The 19,654-nt window shown below is 70.9% G+C and carries 18 protein-coding genes; 11 read left to right on the forward strand and 7 right to left on the reverse strand.

Annotated features, from left to right (window positions below; all coding sequences use genetic code 11):
* The first annotated feature begins 14 nt into the window (after nt 1-14).
* A complete protein-coding gene (locus AB0E94_RS00210) occupies nt 15-2,084 on the forward strand; it encodes a galactose oxidase early set domain-containing protein (RefSeq protein WP_360319986.1) in 2,070 nt (689 codons plus the stop codon).
* Nucleotides 2,081-2,611: a hypothetical protein gene (locus AB0E94_RS00215; protein ID WP_360319989.1), complete on the forward strand. Its 531-nt coding sequence runs from the start codon at nt 2,081-2,083 to the stop codon at nt 2,609-2,611. The genes AB0E94_RS00210 and AB0E94_RS00215 overlap by 4 nt, the downstream gene beginning before the upstream one ends.
* Nucleotides 2,612-2,650: 39 nt before the next feature.
* Here the strand turns inward: AB0E94_RS00215 and AB0E94_RS00220 are convergent, their stop codons facing one another.
* The gene (locus tag AB0E94_RS00220; RefSeq protein WP_360319992.1) at nt 2,651-3,805 is read right to left on the reverse strand and encodes a PQQ-binding-like beta-propeller repeat protein; all 1,155 of its coding nucleotides are present in this window, start codon (nt 3,803-3,805) and stop codon (nt 2,651-2,653) included.
* A 71-nt stretch (nt 3,806-3,876) separates the two neighbouring features.
* On the opposite strand from AB0E94_RS00220, the gene AB0E94_RS00225 reads away from it, so the two are divergent.
* The 3 genes from AB0E94_RS00225 to AB0E94_RS00235 all read left to right on the forward strand — a co-directional run bounded on the left by AB0E94_RS00225 (nt 3,877) and on the right by AB0E94_RS00235 (nt 5,423).
* Nucleotides 3,877-4,446 carry a GNAT family N-acetyltransferase gene (locus tag AB0E94_RS00225; RefSeq protein ID WP_360319995.1) on the forward strand — a complete coding sequence of 190 codons (570 nt, stop codon included), beginning with the start codon at nt 3,877-3,879 and terminating at the stop codon, nt 4,444-4,446.
* Nucleotides 4,447-4,501: 55 nt separating this feature from the next.
* On the forward strand, nt 4,502-4,978 hold the full coding sequence (locus AB0E94_RS00230; RefSeq protein WP_360319998.1) for a DUF4265 domain-containing protein: 477 nt from the start codon (nt 4,502-4,504) through the stop codon (nt 4,976-4,978).
* Nucleotides 4,979-5,063: 85 nt separating this feature from the next.
* Nucleotides 5,064-5,423, forward strand: a complete 360-nt coding sequence (locus AB0E94_RS00235) for a hypothetical protein (protein WP_360320001.1) — start codon at nt 5,064-5,066, stop codon at nt 5,421-5,423.
* Between the two features lie 731 nt (nt 5,424-6,154).
* Here AB0E94_RS00235 and AB0E94_RS00240 read toward each other — a convergent pair.
* Nucleotides 6,155-6,961, reverse strand: a complete 807-nt coding sequence (locus tag AB0E94_RS00240; protein ID WP_360320004.1) for an alpha/beta fold hydrolase — start codon at nt 6,959-6,961, stop codon at nt 6,155-6,157.
* Nucleotides 6,962-7,017: 56 nt separating this feature from the next.
* Here AB0E94_RS00240 and AB0E94_RS00245 point away from each other — a divergent pair, with 56 nt between their 5' ends.
* Nucleotides 7,018-7,656: a TetR family transcriptional regulator gene (locus AB0E94_RS00245; RefSeq protein WP_360320007.1), complete on the forward strand. Its 639-nt coding sequence runs from the start codon at nt 7,018-7,020 to the stop codon at nt 7,654-7,656.
* Nucleotides 7,657-7,683: 27 nt separating this feature from the next.
* Here the strand turns inward: AB0E94_RS00245 and AB0E94_RS00250 are convergent, their stop codons facing one another.
* On the reverse strand, nt 7,684-8,532 hold the full coding sequence (locus tag AB0E94_RS00250; RefSeq protein WP_360320010.1) for a hypothetical protein: 849 nt from the start codon (nt 8,530-8,532) through the stop codon (nt 7,684-7,686).
* A gap of 158 nt (nt 8,533-8,690) precedes the next feature.
* Here AB0E94_RS00250 and AB0E94_RS00255 point away from each other — a divergent pair, with 158 nt between their 5' ends.
* Entirely contained in the window at nt 8,691-8,924 is a 234-nt protein-coding gene (locus AB0E94_RS00255; protein ID WP_360320013.1) for a hypothetical protein, read from the forward strand.
* A 142-nt stretch (nt 8,925-9,066) separates the two neighbouring features.
* Here the strand turns inward: AB0E94_RS00255 and AB0E94_RS00260 are convergent, their stop codons facing one another.
* Nucleotides 9,067-10,491 carry an FAD-dependent oxidoreductase gene (locus AB0E94_RS00260; RefSeq protein WP_360320016.1) on the reverse strand — a complete coding sequence of 475 codons (1,425 nt, stop codon included), beginning with the start codon at nt 10,489-10,491 and terminating at the stop codon, nt 9,067-9,069.
* 154 nt (nt 10,492-10,645) lie between these two features.
* On the opposite strand from AB0E94_RS00260, the gene AB0E94_RS00265 reads away from it, so the two are divergent.
* Nucleotides 10,646-11,314: a TetR/AcrR family transcriptional regulator C-terminal domain-containing protein gene (locus tag AB0E94_RS00265; RefSeq protein WP_360320019.1), complete on the forward strand. Its 669-nt coding sequence runs from the start codon at nt 10,646-10,648 to the stop codon at nt 11,312-11,314.
* Between the two features lie 40 nt (nt 11,315-11,354).
* Here the strand turns inward: AB0E94_RS00265 and AB0E94_RS00270 are convergent, their stop codons facing one another.
* Entirely contained in the window at nt 11,355-12,491 is a 1,137-nt protein-coding gene (locus AB0E94_RS00270; protein WP_360320022.1) for an acyl-CoA dehydrogenase family protein, read from the reverse strand.
* Nucleotides 12,491-13,129, reverse strand: a complete 639-nt coding sequence (locus AB0E94_RS00275) for a TetR/AcrR family transcriptional regulator (protein WP_360320025.1) — start codon at nt 13,127-13,129, stop codon at nt 12,491-12,493. The genes AB0E94_RS00270 and AB0E94_RS00275 overlap by 1 nt, the downstream gene beginning before the upstream one ends.
* Before the next feature lie 123 nt (nt 13,130-13,252).
* On the opposite strand from AB0E94_RS00275, the gene AB0E94_RS00280 reads away from it, so the two are divergent.
* The 3 genes from AB0E94_RS00280 (at nt 13,253) to AB0E94_RS00290 (ending at nt 18,587) form a co-directional block, all read left to right on the forward strand.
* On the forward strand, nt 13,253-16,288 hold the full coding sequence (locus AB0E94_RS00280) for a crotonase/enoyl-CoA hydratase family protein (RefSeq protein ID WP_360320028.1): 3,036 nt from the start codon (nt 13,253-13,255) through the stop codon (nt 16,286-16,288).
* Nucleotides 16,289-16,290: 2 nt separating this feature from the next.
* Nucleotides 16,291-17,913 (forward strand): acyl-CoA synthetase, encoded by a 1,623-nt coding sequence (locus tag AB0E94_RS00285; RefSeq protein WP_360320030.1) that lies wholly within the window; start codon nt 16,291-16,293, stop codon nt 17,911-17,913.
* Between the two features lie 239 nt (nt 17,914-18,152).
* Nucleotides 18,153-18,587, forward strand: coding sequence for a DUF6232 family protein (locus tag AB0E94_RS00290; RefSeq protein WP_360320033.1), 435 nt, complete (start codon nt 18,153-18,155; stop codon nt 18,585-18,587).
* Between the two features lie 47 nt (nt 18,588-18,634).
* On the opposite strand, the gene AB0E94_RS00295 is transcribed toward AB0E94_RS00290, so the two are convergent.
* Entirely contained in the window at nt 18,635-19,534 is a 900-nt protein-coding gene (locus AB0E94_RS00295; protein WP_360320036.1) for a helix-turn-helix transcriptional regulator, read from the reverse strand.
* Nucleotides 19,535-19,654 lie beyond the last annotated feature (120 nt).

The raw sequence follows: 19,654 nt of genomic DNA on the forward strand, positions 1-19,654 counted from the left end.
GATCACGTCCGCTGATGAGCCGCAGCAACCGGCTCCGCATAGCCCAATTCCTGGTGCTCGCGCTCGTACTCTTCCTGGCTCTTCCGGAACGCCCGGCGTCAGCCGGCGCCAACCTGATCGCCAACCCGGGCCTGGAGTCGCTGGCCGCCGACGGGTTCCCGGTCTGCTGGGAGCAGTCCGGCTGGGGCGCCAACGGCCACACGTTCGCGCTGAGCACCGATGCGCACAGCGGCGCCCGGTCGATGTCGGTCACCCTGACCGCGGCCGGCCAGGGCGACCGCAAGGCGATGATGCTCGAGGACACCTCGTGCGCGCCGAACGTCACGCCGGGCCACCAGTACGACCTGTCCGCCTGGTACAAGACGACCACTCCGAACACGGTGATGACCGTCTTCCGGCACGACGTCGCGCAGGGCTGGGTGTACTGGACCGACCTGGCCACGCTGCCGGTCACCGACGTGTGGACCAAACGGACCGTGCGCACCCCGCAGATCCCGGCGAACACCGACCAGATCGTCTGGGGCGTCACCATCTACGGCAACGGCACCCTGAAGACCGACGACTACAGCATGGTCGACGCGACCCAGACGGTGCCCGACGAGTCGTGCAGCGCCGGTGACAAGTGCGTCAAGGGCGACTGGCAGGTCATGCCGTTCGAGTCGTCGGTGCGGGCCATCCACGCCGTGGTGCTGCGCAACGGCAACGTGCTGCTGATCGCCGGCTCCGGCAACGACCCGGCCGCGTTCGCCGCCAAGACCTTCACCACCGCCATCTACAAGCCGGGCACCGGGCAGTTCACCGCGGTGCCGACGCCCGAGGACCTGTTCTGCTCCGGGCACGTGCAGCTCAAGGACGGCCGGGTGCTGGTCATGGGCGGCAACAAGGACTACCCGGCGGCGGACGGCAGCCACGGCTACAAAGGGCTGAAGAACTCGTACATCTTCGACCCGGCGACCGGCGCCTACACCCGGGTCAACGACATGACCGCGGGCTCCTGGTACCCGTCGGCGACGGCCCTCGGCAACGGTGACGTGATCTCGCTCGGCGGCCTCGGCGAGGACTCGCACGGCATGGTCGCCACCCAGTACTTCAACTCGGCCCAGCAGCGCTGGCTCGGCATCAACGAGGCCAACCAGACCTGGAACTTCTGGGGCCTCTACCCGTCGATGATCCTGATGCAGGACGGCCGCCTCTTCTACACCGGCAGCCACGTCTTCGGCAACGGCACCCCGGGCACCGGCTCGTCCATCTACGACTACGGGACCAGCACCATCACACCGGTGCCCGGCCTGCGCAAGAAGGACGAGCGCGACCAGTCGATGAGCGTGCTGCTGCCGCCGGCCCAGGACCAGAAGGTGCTGACCCTGGGCGGCGGCAACATCGAGACCAACCCGGACGCGCACCGGCTCACCGACCTCATCGACCTGAAGCAGGCGGCCCCGGCCTACACCGCCGGGCCGCCGATCCCGCAGGGCACCATGACCGGCGGCGTCCCGCAGACCGGCGACCAGGGCAAGATGTACGTGTCCGCGGTCCTGCTCCCGGACGGCAAGGTCTTCGAGACCGGTGGTGCGCTGCACAACCGGGCCGACCCCGTCTACGAGGCGTCCATGTACGACCCGGCCACCAACACGTTCACCGCCGGGATGGCCACCGACCCGGTGCCGCGCGGCTACCACTCGTCGGCGTTCCTGCTGCCCGACGGCCGGGTCATGTCGGTCGGCGACAACCCGGGCAACGGCACGTTCGACAAGCGGGTGTCGGTCTACTCACCGCCCTACCTGTTCAAGGGCGCCCGGCCGCAGATCACCGGCCTGTCCACGCCGAACTGGGCGTACGGCAGCTCGAACACGATCACCGTGGACGGCCCGATCCTGAAGGCCGAGCTGATCCGCCCGGCCGCCGTGACCCACTCCAGCGACCCGAACCAGCGGTTCGTCGACCTGCCGATGACGGTCAACGGCAACTCGATCAGCCTCAACCTGACCAGCAATCCCAACCTGGCGCCGCCCGGCTGGTACATGCTGTTCGTGGTGGGCACCAACGGCGTCCCGTCGGTTGCGAAGTGGGTGAAGGTCGGATGACCAGGACACGTATCGCCGCGCTGGCGCTGACCGCGGTCGCCCTGGTGAGCGGCACGACCTGGGCGGTCACCAGGGCGCCGGAGCCCGGCGCCGCCTTCGTCGCGGCCACTGAGGTCGCCGCGCAGCAGACGTTGCCGGTCAGTCCTTCGCCTTCGGCTATGTCTTCGTCTTCGGTGGGCTCGGCCCCGGCCCCGGCCCGGGCCCAGGGCTCGGCCACGACTGCGCCCGCCAAACCTGGAAAGCATGCCGCCCCGGCGCCGTTCGTGCAGACCTTCGCCGCCCAGCCGGGCGTCACCAGGCAGAAGGCGAAACGCAAACCGACGGCGCCGGTCAAGGTGGCCCCGGCGGTCGACGGATGCGACCGCAATTACGGTACGGTCGCGCACTGCATCCCGATCCGGTTCCCGGAGGGCGTCACCGACAAGTGCGCCTGGCTGCGTGATCACGGGTACCGGAACGTCAAGGTGGCGGCCAGGGACCGGCAAGGCCTCGACCCCGACCGCAACGGCGTCATCTGCGACAAGTGAGCCGGGTGCGGGGCACGCCCATCGTGCCCCGCATCCCCATCACCGTTCGGCGTCCTCCGCCGGACCCACCCCGACCAGCTCGGCGCCGTCCAGGTGGACGAGCCGGTCGTGGCCCGCGATGAACGCCGGTTCCGGCCCGGTCCAGCGAACCCCGTGCCAACGGCTCCACAGCGTCAGCCCGTCACCGGACCGCAGCAGCCAGAGGCCCAGATCGGGCTCGAACACCCCCGGCCGGCCGTCCGACGGCGGAGGCACCTGCGCGGCCGGGGCCTCGCGATCGGCCAGGTCGCGATAGCCGGCGCCGGGCGTCCAGGTGATCCGGTCGGCGACCAGCGTCTCGCCCGCGCCGAGCGGGACCGTGCGGTTGGCGCCGGTGTAGGTGTCGACCAGCTCGACCCCGCCCGCGACCGGGATGGCCAGCTCGTCGCCCGGCACCGGCCCGGTGACGTCGCACGCCGTCTTGATCTCCCGCGTCCAGTGGGTCTGGCCGAGATCGGTGCCGCGCAGGACCACGGCGCAGCCCGGCCGGGCCGGTGGGGAGAAGAGAATCAGCCGGTACAGCGCCGGGATCAGGCGGGTCACCCCGCGCGGCCGCGCCATGCTCCACGGGACCCGGCCGGTCTCGAGAACGACCTCGCTGACGGTCCGCTCGCCGAGCAGGAACACACACCCGCACTGGTACGGCCCGGAGTGCACCGGCTCGACCCGCTCACCGGTCTTCCGGGTCCACCGGCGCTTGCCGTTGTAGAGATCCCAGGCCGACAGCTCGCAGCCCGTGTCGCGGCACTCGGCGAGGAACAGCCCGTCGGCGTCGGCCACCACCGTGCCGGTCGACTCGTGCTGCCACAGAACCGTGCCGTCACCCGCGTTCACCACGCGGAACCCGCTCTGCCCGCGGATCACCACCGCGCCGGCCGCCGTGGACACCGAGTCGCGAGTGATCCGGTAGCCGTCCGGCAGGTCGAGCGACCAGCGCAGCGTGCCGGACGCCGGATCCACCGAGACCAGCCGCCGGTCCTGGCCGATCAGGCCGAACTCCCGGTCGGTGAAGTCGAGGCCGGCCACCGGCGACGGGATCCGCCAGCGCTCGACCAGGTCGGAGCCGTCGCCGAGATCTGGCAGGTCCGGCTGGGTGCAGCCGGCGAGCAGCAGGACGGCCGTCAGGAGCAGCGACGTGAGCGGGCGGCGTGACATGCCATTCAGCATGGCCGATGGGTGCGACAAATCCCGTCGCGTGGCCGGCGGTGCTGTGTGATCGTGGGCGGATGCCGCAACCTGTCCTGCACACCGAGCGGATGATCATGGTCCCGCTCGCCGACGAGCACCTGGAGCTGGAGGTCGGGCTGGACGCCGACCCCGAGGTGCTGCGTTATCTCGACGGCCGGGCGCGGACCCGCGAGGAGGTCGCCGATTACCACGTGAAGCGAATGGACCTGGGCCGCCGGATCGACGGGCTCGGGTACTGGGTGGCGTTCGGGCCGGGCGACGACTTCATCGGCGTGATGATGCTGCCGCCGGCCGCGGACGAGTCGGTGGCCGAGCTCGGTTACCGGCTGGCCCGGCGGCACTGGCGGCAGGGCTACGCCGCCGAGGCGTCCCGGGAGTTGCTGCGGCACGGCTTCGAGACGGCCGGGCAGAGCCGGGTCATCGCGCAGACCATGACCGTCAACGCCGGCTCCCGGGCGGTGATGGCCAAGGTCGGGTTGCGGTACCAGCGCACCTTCTTCCCGGACTATCCGCCCATCCCGGGGTCCGAGGAGGGCGAGGTCGAGTATGCGATCACCCGTGACGAATGGCTCGCTCTCACCCGTACGCCCGAGGCCGGCGGGGTCTGATCTTCTGGGACACTACGTTCCCGTGTGAACGGGCGAGTACTGGTACGGGGTGGCGATGGCAGCGGTCAAGGTGTACTTCGATCTGCCGCGTGACGGTGACGACTGGCCGCCGGTCGAGGTGGAGAGTCTGTGGGCCGACACGGTCGGCGACGGCGTCGTGCGTCTGACCAATGTGCCCTGGTTCGTCCGTGGGGTGGCCAGCGGCGACCTGGTCCGGGTCGAGGCCGATGCGGACGGTGTGCTCTGGGCCGCCGAGCATCTGGAGTGGTCCGGCAACTGCACGATCCGGGTCGTCCCGTTCCGTAGCGGCCCGCTGCACGGCTCCCGCCAGCGGGTGCTCGACGCGTTCGAGCCGTTCGGCGTGACCGGCGAGGACATCCAGCAGTACGGCCTGGTCGCCCTGGAGGTGCCGCCGGGCGCCGACCTGGCCGGCGTCCAGCGGGTGCTCCGGGCCGGCGCGCGCGACGGCTGGTGGGACTACGAGGAGGGCTGCGTCAGCGACGAGTGGACCGCCGCCGCACGCAGCCGCTAGCCCGGCCTGCCGCGATCTCGTTCGTGTACAGAACCGGTTCAGTGATCCGGTGTAGGGCGGCCGCATCGCGGGCATCCATGTACGCATGTCGATTGATCGCGAGGACCCGGTGAACTGCCCCGCCCGTGTCACGCTCGACGCGGCACAGCTGGCCTTCTTCGACGCGCTCCCGGCCGAGGCGCCGAGCGTGCAGTCGGAGCTGGGCTGCGAGCTCGAATTGGGTCACGAAGGCTCACACGCCGCTCTCGGCCAGCAGGTCGACGTGACGATGTGGTGGATCCAGTGGACGCTCAGCGCTTCGGAGGTCAACCCGTACACCTGGTGTCCGGGCCGTCAGGTCGCTCCCGTGGTGGACCGTGACGAGCTGGACTGCGCGCTGTTCCTGGGCCATCCCGGTGAGCACTCGCCGGCCCGGCGCTCCGGACAGGCCAGCCACGCCTCCTGAAGCGATTCAGCACGATCTTGTGGAGTTCGGCGGCACTCGAGTTTCGCCATTTGGGCAGTGACCTTGCCGATCAGGGCCGCGGCCGAAGTGAATCTTGCATTCGCCCTGGTCAGGGTTATCCCCAACGAACTCCGCAAGATCATCGTGAGGTTCTATGACCTTGGGTGGCCGTCCGGAGGCGGTGCCGGGAGCGGACCGCCGAGGGCGGGCCCGCCGGCCGGAGCGGTGGTCAGCGCACACGTTCGCCGATCGTGTGCTGCTGCTTCGCTCTGACGGGGACAGGCGCACACGTTGTGCCGTCCGTGTGCGCCTGTCGTCGTCCCGGCGAGGGTGAAGTCGCACGTTGCCGCATTGTGTGCGCTGGTCGTCGCACGCCGGCCGAACACCGCCGACCGCGTCTGGCCGCCCGCCGGCGACCACGCCGGACCAAGCGCCGCCGACCGCGCCTCGCGGAAGGCCGCCGACCGCGTGTGGCCGAGCGCCACCGACCGCGTCTCGCGGAAGGCCGCCGACCGCGTGTGGCCGAGCGTCGCCGACCGCGTCTCGCGGAAGGCCGCCGACCGCGTGTGGCCGAGCGCCACCGACCGCGCCTCGCGGAAGGCCGCCGACCAAAGGCTTGCGACGACGGACGCCGGTGCGCCATCACCCAGACGATCCCCGAAAATGGCGAAACTCGAGGGCGGCAGGTGTGGCGGAACTCCACAAGATCGCGGGTGGCGGCGGGTGGGTGGTCAGCGCCTGGCGAAGAACTCGGCGAACGGCTCGACGATCTTCGGGGTGGCCCGGGCCAGGCCGTCGTGGGTGCTGCCCGGGATCTCCAGGGTGCGTGCGCCGGGAATCACCGCGGCCAGCGCCCCGTGGATCCTCGGGTAGTAGGGTGGCCCGCTCGCGCCGCAGACCAGCAGCACCTCGGCGGTGATGCCGGCCCAGCGTGAGGCCGGCCCGACGAGCTCGCTGATCGCGGCCGACTCGTCCAGCGTCATGGCCACCAGGTCGCCCATCATCCGCCCGATCGGCGTGCGCAGGAACATCCTGGTGATCGCCACCTGCACGCCGACCGGCAGCTTGCCGGCCGCCGACTGGGTGTTGAGCCCCGCGCCGACCAGCGCCAGGGCGCGGGCCGTGTCGCCGGCCTGTGCGGCCGCCCGCGCGGCCGGCAGCCAGTCGGCCGGGAACAGGCCGTCGACCGGGAGCGGCACGTCGTAGACCGCGAGCCGTCGCATCGGCACCTGCTGCCGGGCCGCCTCGATCGCGACGACCGCGCCGCCGCTGTGACCGAGCACGTCGACCGCCCCGGTGTGCGCCAGGATCTGGGCCAGGTCGTCGACATCCTCCTGGATCGAGTAGGGCACGCTGCGCGGCGGCGCGTCGGCCCGGCCCCGGCGGTTGTAGAGGTGGACGGTGAAGCGGCCGGCGAGCCGGGCGGCCAGCCGCCGGTAGATCTCGATGGTCACTCCGCCGCCGTGCACCACCACGAGGTCGGGCCCGCTGCCCGTGGTGTGCAGGGGAATCCTCGCCCCGTCTCTCATCTCGATCATCTCGGTGCCTCCCGTGCGTAAACCGCGAACGACGTTCGCAGTTTACAGTAGTGCACGTGAGTGACGCACCTCCGATCTGGTCGAGACCCGAACGCGGCAGCCGCGGACCGCAGCCGGGGCACAGCCGGGACGAGATCGTGGCGGCCGCCGTCGCGCTGGCCGACGCCGACGGGCTGGCCGCGGTCTCGATGCGGGCGGTCGCCGGGGCGCTCGGCACCGGTGCGGGCAGCCTCTACCGCTACCTGTCGTCGCGTGACGATCTGCTCGACCTGATGACCGACCGGGTGATCGGCGAGCTACGGCCGTTCCCGGAGATCGGGCCCGATCCGATGACGGCGCTGCTCGGGCTGGCCGGCCGGCAGCTCGACCTCTACCGGCGGCACCCGTGGCTGATCGACCTGCTCGCCCGGCCCAGCGGTCTCGGGCCCGAGGGGCTGGCGTGGTTCGACCACTGCCTGCACGTCCTCGAGCCGGTGCGCTGCGGCAGCGCCGCCAAATTCGAGGCGCTGGCCATGATGACCGGGGTGGTGACGCTCTTCGCACGTCAGGAACGGGCCGCGCCGCCTCCGGCTTTCACCGGGTTCGACCTCACGGCGTACCCCCATCTGATCGCCGCCTTCGCCGACCCGGGCGCGCCTCGCGAAGATCTCTTCGAACGGACCCTGCGGGGTCTGCTCGGCGCTCTGCTCAGCTGATCTTGTGGACCTCGCGGGAGGTGGAGGTCAGGCGGCGCGTTTCCACTCGCCGCAACCGGCCGAGAGGAAGAACGCGTCGCTGGAACGCACGGTGATCGTGGCCTTGGCGCCGGGCGCGACGAACTTGCTCTCCAGGGCCTTGCCGGAGCTGGACTGCCGCTCCCAGTAGCAGCCCTCCTGGTCGACCGTGGTGTACGTGCCGGCCTTGACGAGCCTGCCGACCTGGTGCGGCCCGTCGCCGACCGCGCCGCCGGCCGTGGCCGGACGGTCCTCGCGCTGGATGAGCTGGCGCCACTTGGTGGACAGCGGCTGGTCCGGGCAGAGCACGAGGGCGCCGGTCAGTTCGCTGACCTGCTCGGTGGTCATCGCGTAGCCGGGTTTCAGGTAGTCCTCGGCCGGGTTCACGTCGGCGCAGATCGAGAACAGGCTGGCGATGTCGTCGTCGGCGTACTCGCTGGCCCGCAGCGCGGTCTGTTCGCGGTCGCTGACCGGGTTGACGATCTCCAGCTGGCTGCCGCCGACCTCGAAGACGTCGCAGAAGTAGCCCTCGGCCTTCCAGGTGGGACTGAAGTCGTGCCGGCCGGTGCGGTCCGGCTTGATGGTGAAGTTCTCCCGGGGGCCGACGTTGCTGGCCAGGAAGCAGCTGACGCCCACGGTGTTGCCGGACTCGTCGTCGGCCGCGGTGGTGATCCGGCCGGCCGGGGTGGAGACCACCAGCGGGGCTGCCGGGACGGTGGTGTCCGGCTCCGGCAGTGCGGCGGCCGGCTTCGCGTCGTCGCCGCCGGTCATCAAGAAGAAGACGGTGCCACCGACGGCCAGCAGAGCGGCGGTCAGGGCGACCGGGAAGAGCCAGGAGGTGGAGCGGTGTGCCGACAAGTGCGGTCTCCCCGGGGGCCTTGGGATCGATGCATCAGCATGTATGTCTATGTCCCTGCGGGGCCAGCGTTGCGGCATGATCGTCGGCGGAAAAGATCCGTTCGGCCGACCTGCCCGGGGGTGCAGATCATCGGAAATGGGGCCGGTAGGTTGATCCCATGAGCGATCCAGCGGACGGGCCGGTCACCGCGGCACGTGTGGAGTGGACCGGCGCGCGATACCGGGTTCATCTGGTGCGCGGCAGCGGCGGCGGGATCAGCGTGGTCGACGGCGGGGCGCGGCCGGCTGAGGCGATGGCGGCGCTGACCGCCCGCGGGGTGCCGCCCGAGGACGCGGAGCACTGCGTCCGCGAGGTCGAGCCGGGCTTCCGCGCCACCGGGCCGGCCTCGTAGGAGACCGGCCCGCCAGCCGTCGCTCACCGCGGTATTGCGGGCTGCGAAAGCGCTGTCTGCGACGGCTGGGCCCGCCGGCCGTCGCTCACCCCGGGAATCCGGGTCGCGAGACCGCGGTGAGCGACGGCCGGCGGGCTGCCGGTCAGGAGTCGAAGGAGAACCCGAAGGCGTTGGCCGCCTTCAGGATGAAGCCGTCCCGGCCGCCGTTGCGGTCCGAGCGGGCGATCGCGTTACGGATCACCTGCACGGCCGGATAGAGCACCGGCTCCGGCGGGATCGGCAGCGGCTTCCGTTTGGCCATCTTCACCCGGGTACGGACGGTGTCCCTGCCGTCCAGCAGATCCAGCATCACCGTCGCCCCGTAGCGGGTGGCGGCGACGCCCAGCCCGGTGAACCCGCTGCTGTAGGCGACCTTGCCACCCATCGCGCGGCCCTGGAACGCGGCCAGCTGGGTGCACATGTCGATCATGCCGCCCCAGGCGTGGCTGAACTTCACGTCACCGAGCTGCGGGAACGTCCGCATGAAGTGGTCGGCGAGCCGGGTGAACGTCTCCGGGTTCTGGTCGTGCTCGGGCCGGATCGCCCCACCCTTGTGGTAGACCGCGTCGTAGCCGCCCCACAGGATCCGGTTGTCCGAGGTCATCCGGTAGTAGTGGAACTGCCGCGAGGTGTCCGAGATACCGAACCGCCTGGTCCAGCCGATCTCCTCGACCTGCGCGGCGGTCAGCGGCTCGGTCATCAGCACGTAGTCGTAGATCGGGACGGTCAGCAGCCGGTTGCGCTTGAGCAGCGACGGGAAGCCGTTCGTGGCCAGCGCCACCTTGCGGGCACGCACGCTGCCGGCCCAGGTCGCCGCCCGTACCGTAGCGCCCTGGTCCTTGATGTCGGTGACCGGCGTGTTCTCGAAGATCCGCACGCCCAGGCGCAGGCAGGCCGCCTTGAGACCCCAGGCCAGCTTGGCCGGGTGCACCAGCGCGGCGCCCTCGTGCTGCATCAGGCCGGCCCGGTAGAGCGGCGACTTCACCAGCGCGCCCAGCTCGTCACCGGAGTAGAAGGTGGTGCTGTCGGTGACCGCCTCGCGCAGCTCGTCGACCTGGTGCGGCTCGGTGGCGACGGCGAGGACGCCCTCCTTCTGGAACTCGGCGTCGATGCCGTGCCGGGTCAGGGTGGCCTCGAAACCGGCGAAGTTCTCGGCGGCCAGCGCGTCCAGGATCGGCAGCTCGTCGGCGAAGTGCCGGCGGCCGTTCTCGGTGCCGTGGGTGAGGCTGGCCTCGACGAAACCGCCGTTGCGCCCGCTGGCGGCCCAGGCGATCTCGTTGCCCTCGACCAGCACCACGTCCAGCGACGGGTCGGACTCCTTGGCGATCAGCGCCGTCCACAGCCCGCAGTAGCCGCCGCCGACGACCAGCAGGTCGGCGTCGGTGGAGCCGTTCAGCGCCGGCTGGGGGGCCGGCCGACCCGGGTCCTCCAGCCAGAACGGGGTGCGAGCGGCGCCGGCCAGGGCCTTGCGGATGCGCTGCTCGTCGGTGCGGATCGCCAGATCGTAAGCGGGGGGTGTGACCGCCATGGTGAGTCCCTTCAACTCTCTCGAGACCTCCCGGGTGTCGGCCGATTGGAGATCTCGTGAACAGATGAAACCGTCCCCCGCATGCTTATGTCAATGCGTTGACATAAGAAGCGCCTAAGGTGGTGACGTGCCTGGAACAGAACGTGTGCGCAGCGTGGGGGCCCGACGCCGGAAGACCCGCACGGGTGTGGTGCTGACCGCCGACATGATCGTCGACACAGCTCTGCGGCTGATCGACGCGCCCGGCGGCGACAAACTGAGCGTCCGGCGGCTCGGCGCCGAGCTGGGCGCCGACCCGACCGCGGTGTACCGCTACTTCCGCGACATGGACGCGCTGCTGCTGGCCCTCGCCGACCGGCTGATCGGTGACGCGTTCGCCGAGTTCGTCCCCCGCGAGCACTGGGCCGACTCACTGCGCGACCTGGCCGCCTCGCTGCGCCGGTCGATGCGGCTGCACCCGCGCCTGGCCCACCTGCGGGCCATCCGGGTCACCGCCGGCCCGCACGAGATGCGGGTCGTCGACACCGGCATCGGCATCATGCTGAGCGCCGGGTTCGCCCCGGCCGACGCGGTCCGCCACTACCGCGACTTCGTCGACACCGTGCTCGCGGTGGCCGCCGTCGACGCGGCCGAGCTCACCGAGGAGCAGGAGGCGGCCGAGCAGAAGGCGTGGTCCCGGGTCTACACCTCGCTGCCGGCCGACGGTTACCCCAACGTGCACCTGGTCCGCGAGCATCTGCCGTCGATGTACAACTCGGCCTTCCCCGGCACCATCGACAAGCTGATCGACGCCCTGGTTCAGGCGGCGCCGGAATCCGCGTAGGCGGCGACCGCCTCCGCGAGCCGCCCGCTCCTCGACTGGATCACTGGTAGCCGAACATCTTCGCCGCCAGGTCCACCATGATCTCGGTGGCGCCGGCCCCGATGCCCAGGATCCGGGAGTCCCGGTAGTTGCGCTCGACCTCCGACTCGCGCATGTAGCCCATCCCGCCGTGCAGCTGGACCGCCTCGTCGACGACGTGCTTGCAGGCCTCCACCGCGGCGTTCTTGGCCAGGCAGACCTCACCGATCATCGCCTCGCCGGCGGCGTGCCGCTCGGCCACCCAGCGGGTGTACTGACGGGAGTGGTCGATCCGCATCCGCATGTCGATCAGCTTGTGCCGGACCACCTGGCGGCTGATCAGCGGACGCCCGAACGTCTCCCGGTCACGCACATACGCCAGGGTGAGGTCGAGCGAGCGCTGCGCCACCGAGTAGGCGTGCACCGCCGCGATGATCCGCTCCGACACGAACGCCTGGCCGATCAGCGCGAACCCGAAGTTCTCCGGCCCGACCAGGTTCGCCACCGGCACCCGGCAGCCGTCGAACGACAGCTCCGCGGTGTCCGAGCAGAGCCAGCCCATCTTGTCGAGCTTGCGGGACACCGTGAAACCGGGTGTGCCCTTCTCGATCACCAGCATGCTGATGCCCGACGCGCCGGGGCCGCCGGTACGCACCGCGGCGGTCACGAAGTCGGCCCGGACCCCGGAGGTGATGAACATCTTGGCGCCGTTCACCACGTAGACGTCGCCGTCGCGGACCGCCGTGGTGCGCAGCGAGCCCACGTCCGACCCTGCCTCCGGCTCGGTGATGCCGAGCGCGCCGATCATCTCCCCGGCCAGGGTCGGCCGGACGAACCTGTCGATCAGGCTCTCGTCACCCGAGGCGATGATGTGCGGCAGCGCGATCCCGTGGGTGAAGAGCGAGGCGTGCGCGCCCGACGAGCCGCCCGCCTCCAGGAACGCCTCGGTCGCGACGACCGTGTCGACGCTGTCACCGCCGTCGCCGCCGTGCTCCTCGGCGAACCCGATCCCGTAGAGGCCCGCCTTCGCCAGCTTGGCGTGCACGTCACGGGGGATCTCGCCGGACCGCTCCCAGTCCGGCAGGTACGGGTGGATCTCGCGGGACACGAACTGCTTCATCGAGCCGGCGAGGGTGACGCGTTCCGGGGTCAGGGTCATCAGCTCTCCTTTGAGCGGGCACGTTCGACGAGGGTGGACGGGTCACGGCGGCCCAGCAGGATCGCGGCCGCCCGTTTCCAGCGACGGATGAGCAGCTCACGACGGCCCAGGTCGCCGCTGACGATGCCGGTCATGGCCAGGCCGGTCAGCACCTCGTAGCTGAACTCGACCACGGTCGGCACCCGGGGATCGCCTGGCGAGCTCTCGCTGAGCAGCGTACGGGCCCGGTCGTGCAGAACGGCGAAGATCTCCTTCTCCACCGGCAGCAGGGCGGTCCGCACCTCGGCGTCGGTCCGGGCCGCGTTCCACAACTCGAGCGCCGCCCAGAACAGCGGGGACGAGAAGTGCCGCCAGATGATGTCGATCAGCGCGTCGAGCCGGTCGGTGCCGGCCGGGATCGCCGCGAGCTCCGCGGTCAGCGCCTCGACGCGCCGCCCGGCGATGTGGTGCACCGCGCCGACCAGCAGATCCGCCTTGGTCGGGAAGTGGTGCAGCAGCGTGCCCCGGGGCACGTCGGCGCGGGCCAGGACCTCGGCGGTGGTGGTCTCCGCGTAGCCACGCTCGACCAGGCACTGCAACGTCGCCTCCAGGATCTTGCCCCGGGTGGCCCCGCTGCGTTCGGCCTGCGTTCGTTTCACGACGTTTACCGTACGACTTGACGGTTAGTTGCGTCCATACAGGTTGTTCTCAGAGATCGCCGGGCTCTTGCCGTGACCCAGGTCACCCCCTTACCGTCACGTCAGACTGTTAGGGGAGCGTCGATGCCCGCTGTTGTCCCACCCCGGCTGCGTGCCGGGCTCGCTGTCGTGCGCGCCGCGGCCGGGAGCCTGCTGAGCCGGGCCCGCCCGGAACCGGCCGCACCGCCGGCGGCGATCGAACCGCCCCGCCGGTTCACGCACCCGTGCAGCGTGCAGGTGACCGCCGCGGCCGGGGCGGAGCGGGTGTTCGCGGTGCTCGCCGACCCGGCGCGGATGCCGCAGTGGGTGCTCCAGCACGCCGGATGGATCGACGGCCCGCCGGGTTCATCCCCCTCGTCCGCCTCGCCCGCCTCGCCGGGTTTGTCCCCCTCGCCTGCCTCGTTTGTCGAGGGGGAACGGTTCCGGCAGCGGATCAAGCTGATGGGAGTGCCGAGCGAGGTCCGCTGGACAGTCACCGGGGTGGTGCCGGGCCGGGCCGTCTGGTTCGAGGGCACGGCGCCGATGGGCATCTCGGTCGGGTTCTACCTGTCGGTCACGCCGGCCGGCGACGGATCGGTGATCAGGTTCGACGGCGGAGTCGAAGGCGGGTCGGCGGACGGTCCGCTGGGGGCGATGCTCGCGCGCAATCTCGCGGACGCCATGCGCAAGTCACTGAACGAACTCGGTGCGGTTGCCGCAGCTTCCGGTCGTACCGCCGCGGGGTCCTCGCCGACGTCTCACCCCGGCTCCGGTTCCTCTTCGGCCGGCGCGGCTCGCCCCGGAGCCCCTTCCGCGGCGCCTTCTCTCCCGCAGCCCGGGCCCAAGCCCGCGCCGATCGTTTTCGGTCGCACCGGTGCGGAGATCGATGCCTGGACGCCGGTGATCGTCGGGGTCGGGCAGGTCTCCGACAGGTCCACCGAGCCCGCCGGCGCCGACCCGGTCTCCCTGGCCGTGCGGGCGCTGCGGCTCGCCGCCGACGACAGCAAGAAACCGGAGATCCTTCAAAAAGCAGACCTTGTGGGGTACGTCGCCAGCGTCTCGTGGCTATATCCGGACGGCGGTGCGCTGATCGGAAGTGCGGTAGGCGCGACCCCGGCGCAGACCCTGCAGACCACCACGTTCGGTGGCGACGGCTCGCTCCGGCTGCTCAACGATGTGGCCGCCGTGATCGCTTCCGGTCACGCCTCGATCGCTCTGCTCGGTGGCGCCGAGGCCGCCTCGACCGCTGCGGCCGCCGACCGGTCCGGCGGCGACCTCGACTGGCCCCGGCAGCCGGACGGCACGGCGCCGACCCGGATCGTCGGCGGCGACGCCCCGGCCAACAACGATCCGGAGACCGCGGCCGGTCTGGTCGCGCCGATCCACCTCTACGCGCTGATCGAATCGGCGGTCCGCGCGCGGCTCGGGCTCAGCCCGGCCGAGCATCAGGAGCGGATCACCCGGCTCTGGGCCGGTTACTCGGAGATCGCCGCCGCCAACCCGCACGCGTGGCAGCCGGCCGTGCACACCGCCGCGGAACTGGCCGAGCCGACCGCCGCCAACCGGATGATCGCCGCCCCCTACCCGAAGCTGCTCACCGCGAACGTGCAGGTGAACCAGGGCACCGGCATCATCGTGTGCAGTGCCGCGGCGGCGCAGGAAGCCGGGATCGACCAGGACCGGTGGGTCTTCGTGCACGCCGGGGCGCACGCCACCGACGAGTGGTACGTCACCGAGCGCGCCGATCTCGCCTCGTCGCCCGCGATCAGGGCGATCGGCGACGCTGTTCTCGGACATGCCGGGATCGGCATCGGCGACGTCGAACACCTCGACCTGTACGCCTGCTTCCCATCGGCCGTGCAGATCGCCGCCCTCGAACTCGGCCTGCCGATCGACGACCCGGCGCGGCCGCTGACCGTGACCGGCGGCCTGACCTTCGCCGGCGGTCCGGGCAACAACTACGCCAGCCACGCGATCGCCAACCTGGTGCCGCTGCTGCGATCAGATCCGGACAGCTACGGCCTGGCGACCGCCCTCGGCTGGTACCTCACCAAACACGCCGCGACCGTCCTGTCCGGCCGGCCGCCCCGCTCGGAATACCGCGACATCGACGCCGGCCACCGGCTACGGCGGCCACCGGCGCGCCGGGCGCTCAGTTCGTGGACCGGCCCGGCGGTCCTGGAGGCCTGTACCGTCCCGTACGGCCGCGACGGTACCCCCGAGGCGACGATCATCACCGCGATCACCCCGGACGGCGACCGGGTGGTCCTCCGCCTCACCGGCGTCCCGGACATCTCCGACCTGATGGGCCGGTGGGTGGATGTGGTCGGTACCGCTTTCACCGTCGACGGTGGAGCACGGGCCGAGCTGCCGGCGCCGCCCGAGCCGCCGCTGATCGTGGAGTGGCATGGGGCGGTGACCGTGTTCCGGCTCAACCGGCCCCGGGTTCGCAACGCGATCGATCTGGCCACCGCCCGCGCGCTGGAGAAGGCGATCGACGAGTTCGAGGCCGACCCGGACGCCCGGGTGGCGATCCTGACCGGCTCGGACACCGTGTTCAGCGCCGGCATGGACCTGAAAGCCGCCGCCCGTGGCGAATACCCGGTGACCGAGGGCCGTGGCCTGCTCGGCATCACCGCCCGGCCGCCCGCCAAACCGCTGATCGCCGCCGTCGAGGGCGCCGCCCTGGCCGGCGGATGCGAGCTGGCGCTGGCCGCCGACCTGATCGTCGCCGCCGAGGATGCCGCCTTCGGCATCCCGGAGGTGAAGCGCGGCCTCGTCGCCGCGGCCGGCGGGGTGCTCCGGCTCGCGCAGAGCCTGCCCCGCAGCACCGCCCTGGAACTGGCCCTGACCGGTGAGCCGATGCCCGCGCGCCGGCTGCACGAACTCGGGCTGATCAACCGCGTCACGTCACCGGGCGCAGCGTTCGGCACCGCGCTGCAACTGGCCCAGGACATCGCCGCGAACGCGCCCCTCGCTGTACTGCTCTCGAAACGCATCGTCGACGAACACCGCGACTGGGGCGCCGCGGAGGCCTTCGACCGTCTCTCCGACATCGCCAGCGAGGTGATCGGCTCCGCGGACGCCCAGGAGGGCATCCGCGCGTACGCCGAGAACCGGACCCCCATATGGAAGGGCTGATCGTGAGCGCTCTCGAACATCTGCACGCGGTTCTGCGGATGCATCAGATAGGCATCGTCAACCTCCTGCGCCCGGACCGGCTGATCAAAGCGGCCGGGAACAACGCGAAACTCGGCCCCCAGGCGGCCCTCACCGAGAAGGCCGCCAACGAGCACCCGAACCTGCCCGCCCTCACCGACGAACGTGGCACCTGGACGTACCGTCAGTTCTTCGAGCGTTCGAACGCCCTCGCGCACGCGCTGCGCAAGGTGGACCTGCCGCCGAAATCGGTGATCGGCGTGCTGGCCCGGGACCATCGCGGCCTGGCCCTGGCCATCACCGGCACGGCCCGCGCCGGCCTGCGCCTGGCGATGCTCAACACCGGGCTCGCCGCGTCCCAGCTGGCCGAGGTGATCAAGCGGGAGAACGTCCGGTTCCTGATGTACGACAGCGAGTTCGCCCCCGCCGTCGACCTGTTGCCGGCCGACATCCCGCGCTACCTGAGCTGGGCCGACGACGACTACGAGCGGCCTGCCGGGGTGCTCACCGTCGAGGAGCTGATCGCGGCCGAGCCGACGACCGTGCCGCTGCCGGTCCCGGAGAAGCCCGGTGGTTTCATCATCCTCACCAGCGGCACCACCGGCCTGCCCAAGGGCGCGCCCCGGACCAAGGTGTCGCCGCTGGCCAGCGCCCTGATCGCGGACCGGGTCGACTTCCCCCGGCAGGGCGCCGCGGTGATCGCGTCGCCGCTGTTCCACAGCACCGGCTTCGGCGCCTGGACGGTCGGCCTGTCGCTCTCGAACCACGCGGTGCTGCTGCGGCGCATCACGGCGGAGGGGATCCTCGCCGCGATCGCCGAGCACCGGGCGCACATGCTGGTGGCCGTGCCGACCATGCTGAACCGGATCCTCGCGCTCGGCCCGGACGTCATCGCCAAGTACGACACGTCGTCGCTGAAGACCGTGTTCCTGGCCGGTTCGGCGCTCGCGCCCGAGCTGAGCACCCGTTTCCAGGACGTGTTCGGTGACGTGCTGTACAACGTGTACGGCTCCACCGAGGTGGCCGTCGCGTCCGTGGCCCAGCCGCACGAGCTGCGCAAATCACCGGGAACCGTGGGAAAGCCGCCGGTCACCGTGCATGTGGCGCTCTACGACGCCGAGGACAAGCCGGTCACCACGGTGGGGGAGAAGGGGCGGATCTTCGTCCGTACCGGCATCCCGTTCGAGGGGTACACCGACGGCCGGCACAAGCAGGTCATCGACGGTCACATGGCCACCGGCGACCAGGGGCACTTCGACGAGGACGGCCTGCTCTACATCGACGGCCGCGACGACGACATGATCATCTCCGGCGGTGAGAACGTCTACCCGCTCGAAGTGGAGAACCTGCTCGCCGAGCGGCCGGACGTGATGGACGCCGCGGTCATCGGGGTCGACGACGCCGACTTCGGCACCCGGCTGCGCGCCTTCATCGTGCCCAGCGAGGACTCCGCCCGGGATCCGCAGGAGATCCGTGACTTCGTCCGGGCCAACCTGGCCCGTTACAAGGTGCCGCGGGACGTGGTGTTCGTCGACGATCTGCCGCGCAACCCGACCGGCAAGCTGGTGCGGCGGGAGCTGCCGACCGGCCCGCTCGACGAGGCCTGACACCGGTGTCGTTGCGACCCGCCCGTGCGGGTCGCAACGGCGCACGGATCGCGATTTCGGGAACAGGCCTTCCAACTATCACTTAACGGGCGGTTGGCTAGCCGTACAAATATCAATTAAACGGTCTTATCTCCTTGTCTGCACGACGCAGATAGCTATGCGCTGACGGGAAGGCGTCGAGTGCCTGTTGCTGACAGCTGAATCCCTGCTCACGATAGGTGGCAGGGAAGGTGGTCACCATGGCACTCAGGCCGGAGATCTGGGTCATCGTCTACTACCGCGGTCCGGGCATCGTCGTCACCAGTCACTACATCGAGACCGGGGAGGCACGGCACCGCATCCGCGACCTCCGGGCGATCCGCCGGGCCGAAGCCGCCGAACGGTACGCCCACCTGCTGGCGCTCGGCTTCGGGGTGGTGGAGGTCGGCGTGTCCGCCGGTCTCGCCGTCGCCTACGGTTCGGCGCTCGTCATCGTGGCCGGACTGATCGCCGCGGCGGCCACGGCGGCCGCCCTGATCCTCCGTGAGCGGCGTGACGCCCGGTGGGCGACCCTGGAGGCGACGAGCGGCAACCGCCGGGTCGTCCTCTACCGCTCTCGGAGCACCCGGGAGTTCCAGCGGGTCCGTCGCGCGGTGATCCGGGCGGTCGAGGCCGATCGTGACCCCCGCCCGTGACCCTCTCGCCGGGCCGGACGAGACCCGGCCCGGCGAACTGGTGAGGCTCAGGCGCCGGGCAGGGCGGCCCGCCTCGCCCGAATCACCTCCAGCGCGTCCTCGCCGGTCAGCCCGTACCGGAGAAGGTCCTGGAAGATCGTGTTGAAGAGGCCGGTCTGCTCCTCGTCGGTGGTCAGCGAGTCGGTGCCGGCCGCGGTCTCCACGAACAGCACGTCGCCGTGCTCGGAGCCGGCGAACTGCAGCAACTCGAAGATGCCGCCCACCCCGGAGTGATGTGCCAGGTTCAGCGGGGTCACCCCGAAGGTGTAGGTGTCGCTCTGCGCCGCCAGCGCCAGTAGGTGGTCGAGCTGCCGGCGCAGCACATCCGGGCCACCGAGGGGCCGGTGCAGAACCGACTCGTCGATCACCGCCACGATCCGTGGCGCGCCCGGCTGGCCGAGACGCTCCTGGAACGCCCGCTGCCGGTCCATCCGGAGTTTCACCTTGGCCAGCACGTCCTTGTCGCCCGGACTCCGGCGCATGGACAGCGCGGTGACCGCCGCGGCGTACTCCTCCGTCTGGAGCATGCCCGGCACGAACAGGGCCTGCCAGATGTTGATGACCGCGGCCTCGTGCTCGAATGCCACGAATCGCTGGAAGTCGCCGGCCAGCCGATACCTGCTGTACCACTGACGCGTGCGGGACGCCTGCGAGAGCCGTGCCAGCGTGTCGACGAGGCTCTTGTCCTCGACGCCGTAGAAGCGCAGCAGGGCCCGCACCTCCAGCGGCTGCACGGTCACGTCGCCGCTCTCGATCCGGTTCAGTTTCGACAGCGACCAGCCGGTCAGCTCGGCCACGGTCGCCGGGGACAGCTCGCTCGCCTCCCGCAACTCCCGCAGCCGTTGCCGGACCAGGTGCCGGGCGATCGTGGGGCCCACTTCCACCGGGGGGTCAGCCGACGTGGCCACGACCGGTCCTCCCGGAATCTGCAAGATGCAGGTGGCGATTTTCCATCCGCGAAACCCTATCGTACGGACCGGTCTGTGCCTGATTGTGCGAGTCATCCACAGGTCTGGATTTCCGGTACT

The sequence above is a fragment of the Actinoplanes sp. NPDC026670 genome, assembly GCF_040638175.1.
Lineage (GTDB): Bacteria > Actinomycetota > Actinomycetes > Mycobacteriales > Micromonosporaceae > Actinoplanes.

Coding starts and splice junctions, on each gene's coding strand:
- AB0E94_RS00270 (WP_360320022.1), bottom strand. CDS start 12,491: ATGACCCTGACCCCGGAACGCGTCACCCTCGCCGGCTCGATGAAGCAG.
- AB0E94_RS00290 (WP_360320033.1), top strand. CDS start 18,153: ATGGCACTCAGGCCGGAGATCTGGGTCATCGTCTACTACCGCGGTCCG.
- AB0E94_RS00225 (WP_360319995.1), top strand. CDS start 3,877: ATGCCGCAACCTGTCCTGCACACCGAGCGGATGATCATGGTCCCGCTC.
- AB0E94_RS00280 (WP_360320028.1), top strand. CDS start 13,253: ATGCCCGCTGTTGTCCCACCCCGGCTGCGTGCCGGGCTCGCTGTCGTG.
- AB0E94_RS00210 (WP_360319986.1), top strand. CDS start 15: ATGAGCCGCAGCAACCGGCTCCGCATAGCCCAATTCCTGGTGCTCGCG.
- AB0E94_RS00260 (WP_360320016.1), bottom strand. CDS start 10,491: ATGGCGGTCACACCCCCCGCTTACGATCTGGCGATCCGCACCGACGAG.
- AB0E94_RS00235 (WP_360320001.1), top strand. CDS start 5,064: ATGTCGATTGATCGCGAGGACCCGGTGAACTGCCCCGCCCGTGTCACG.
- AB0E94_RS00230 (WP_360319998.1), top strand. CDS start 4,502: ATGGCAGCGGTCAAGGTGTACTTCGATCTGCCGCGTGACGGTGACGAC.
- AB0E94_RS00220 (WP_360319992.1), bottom strand. CDS start 3,805: ATGTCACGCCGCCCGCTCACGTCGCTGCTCCTGACGGCCGTCCTGCTG.
- AB0E94_RS00215 (WP_360319989.1), top strand. CDS start 2,081: ATGACCAGGACACGTATCGCCGCGCTGGCGCTGACCGCGGTCGCCCTG.
- AB0E94_RS00255 (WP_360320013.1), top strand. CDS start 8,691: ATGAGCGATCCAGCGGACGGGCCGGTCACCGCGGCACGTGTGGAGTGG.
- AB0E94_RS00240 (WP_360320004.1), bottom strand. CDS start 6,961: ATGATCGAGATGAGAGACGGGGCGAGGATTCCCCTGCACACCACGGGC.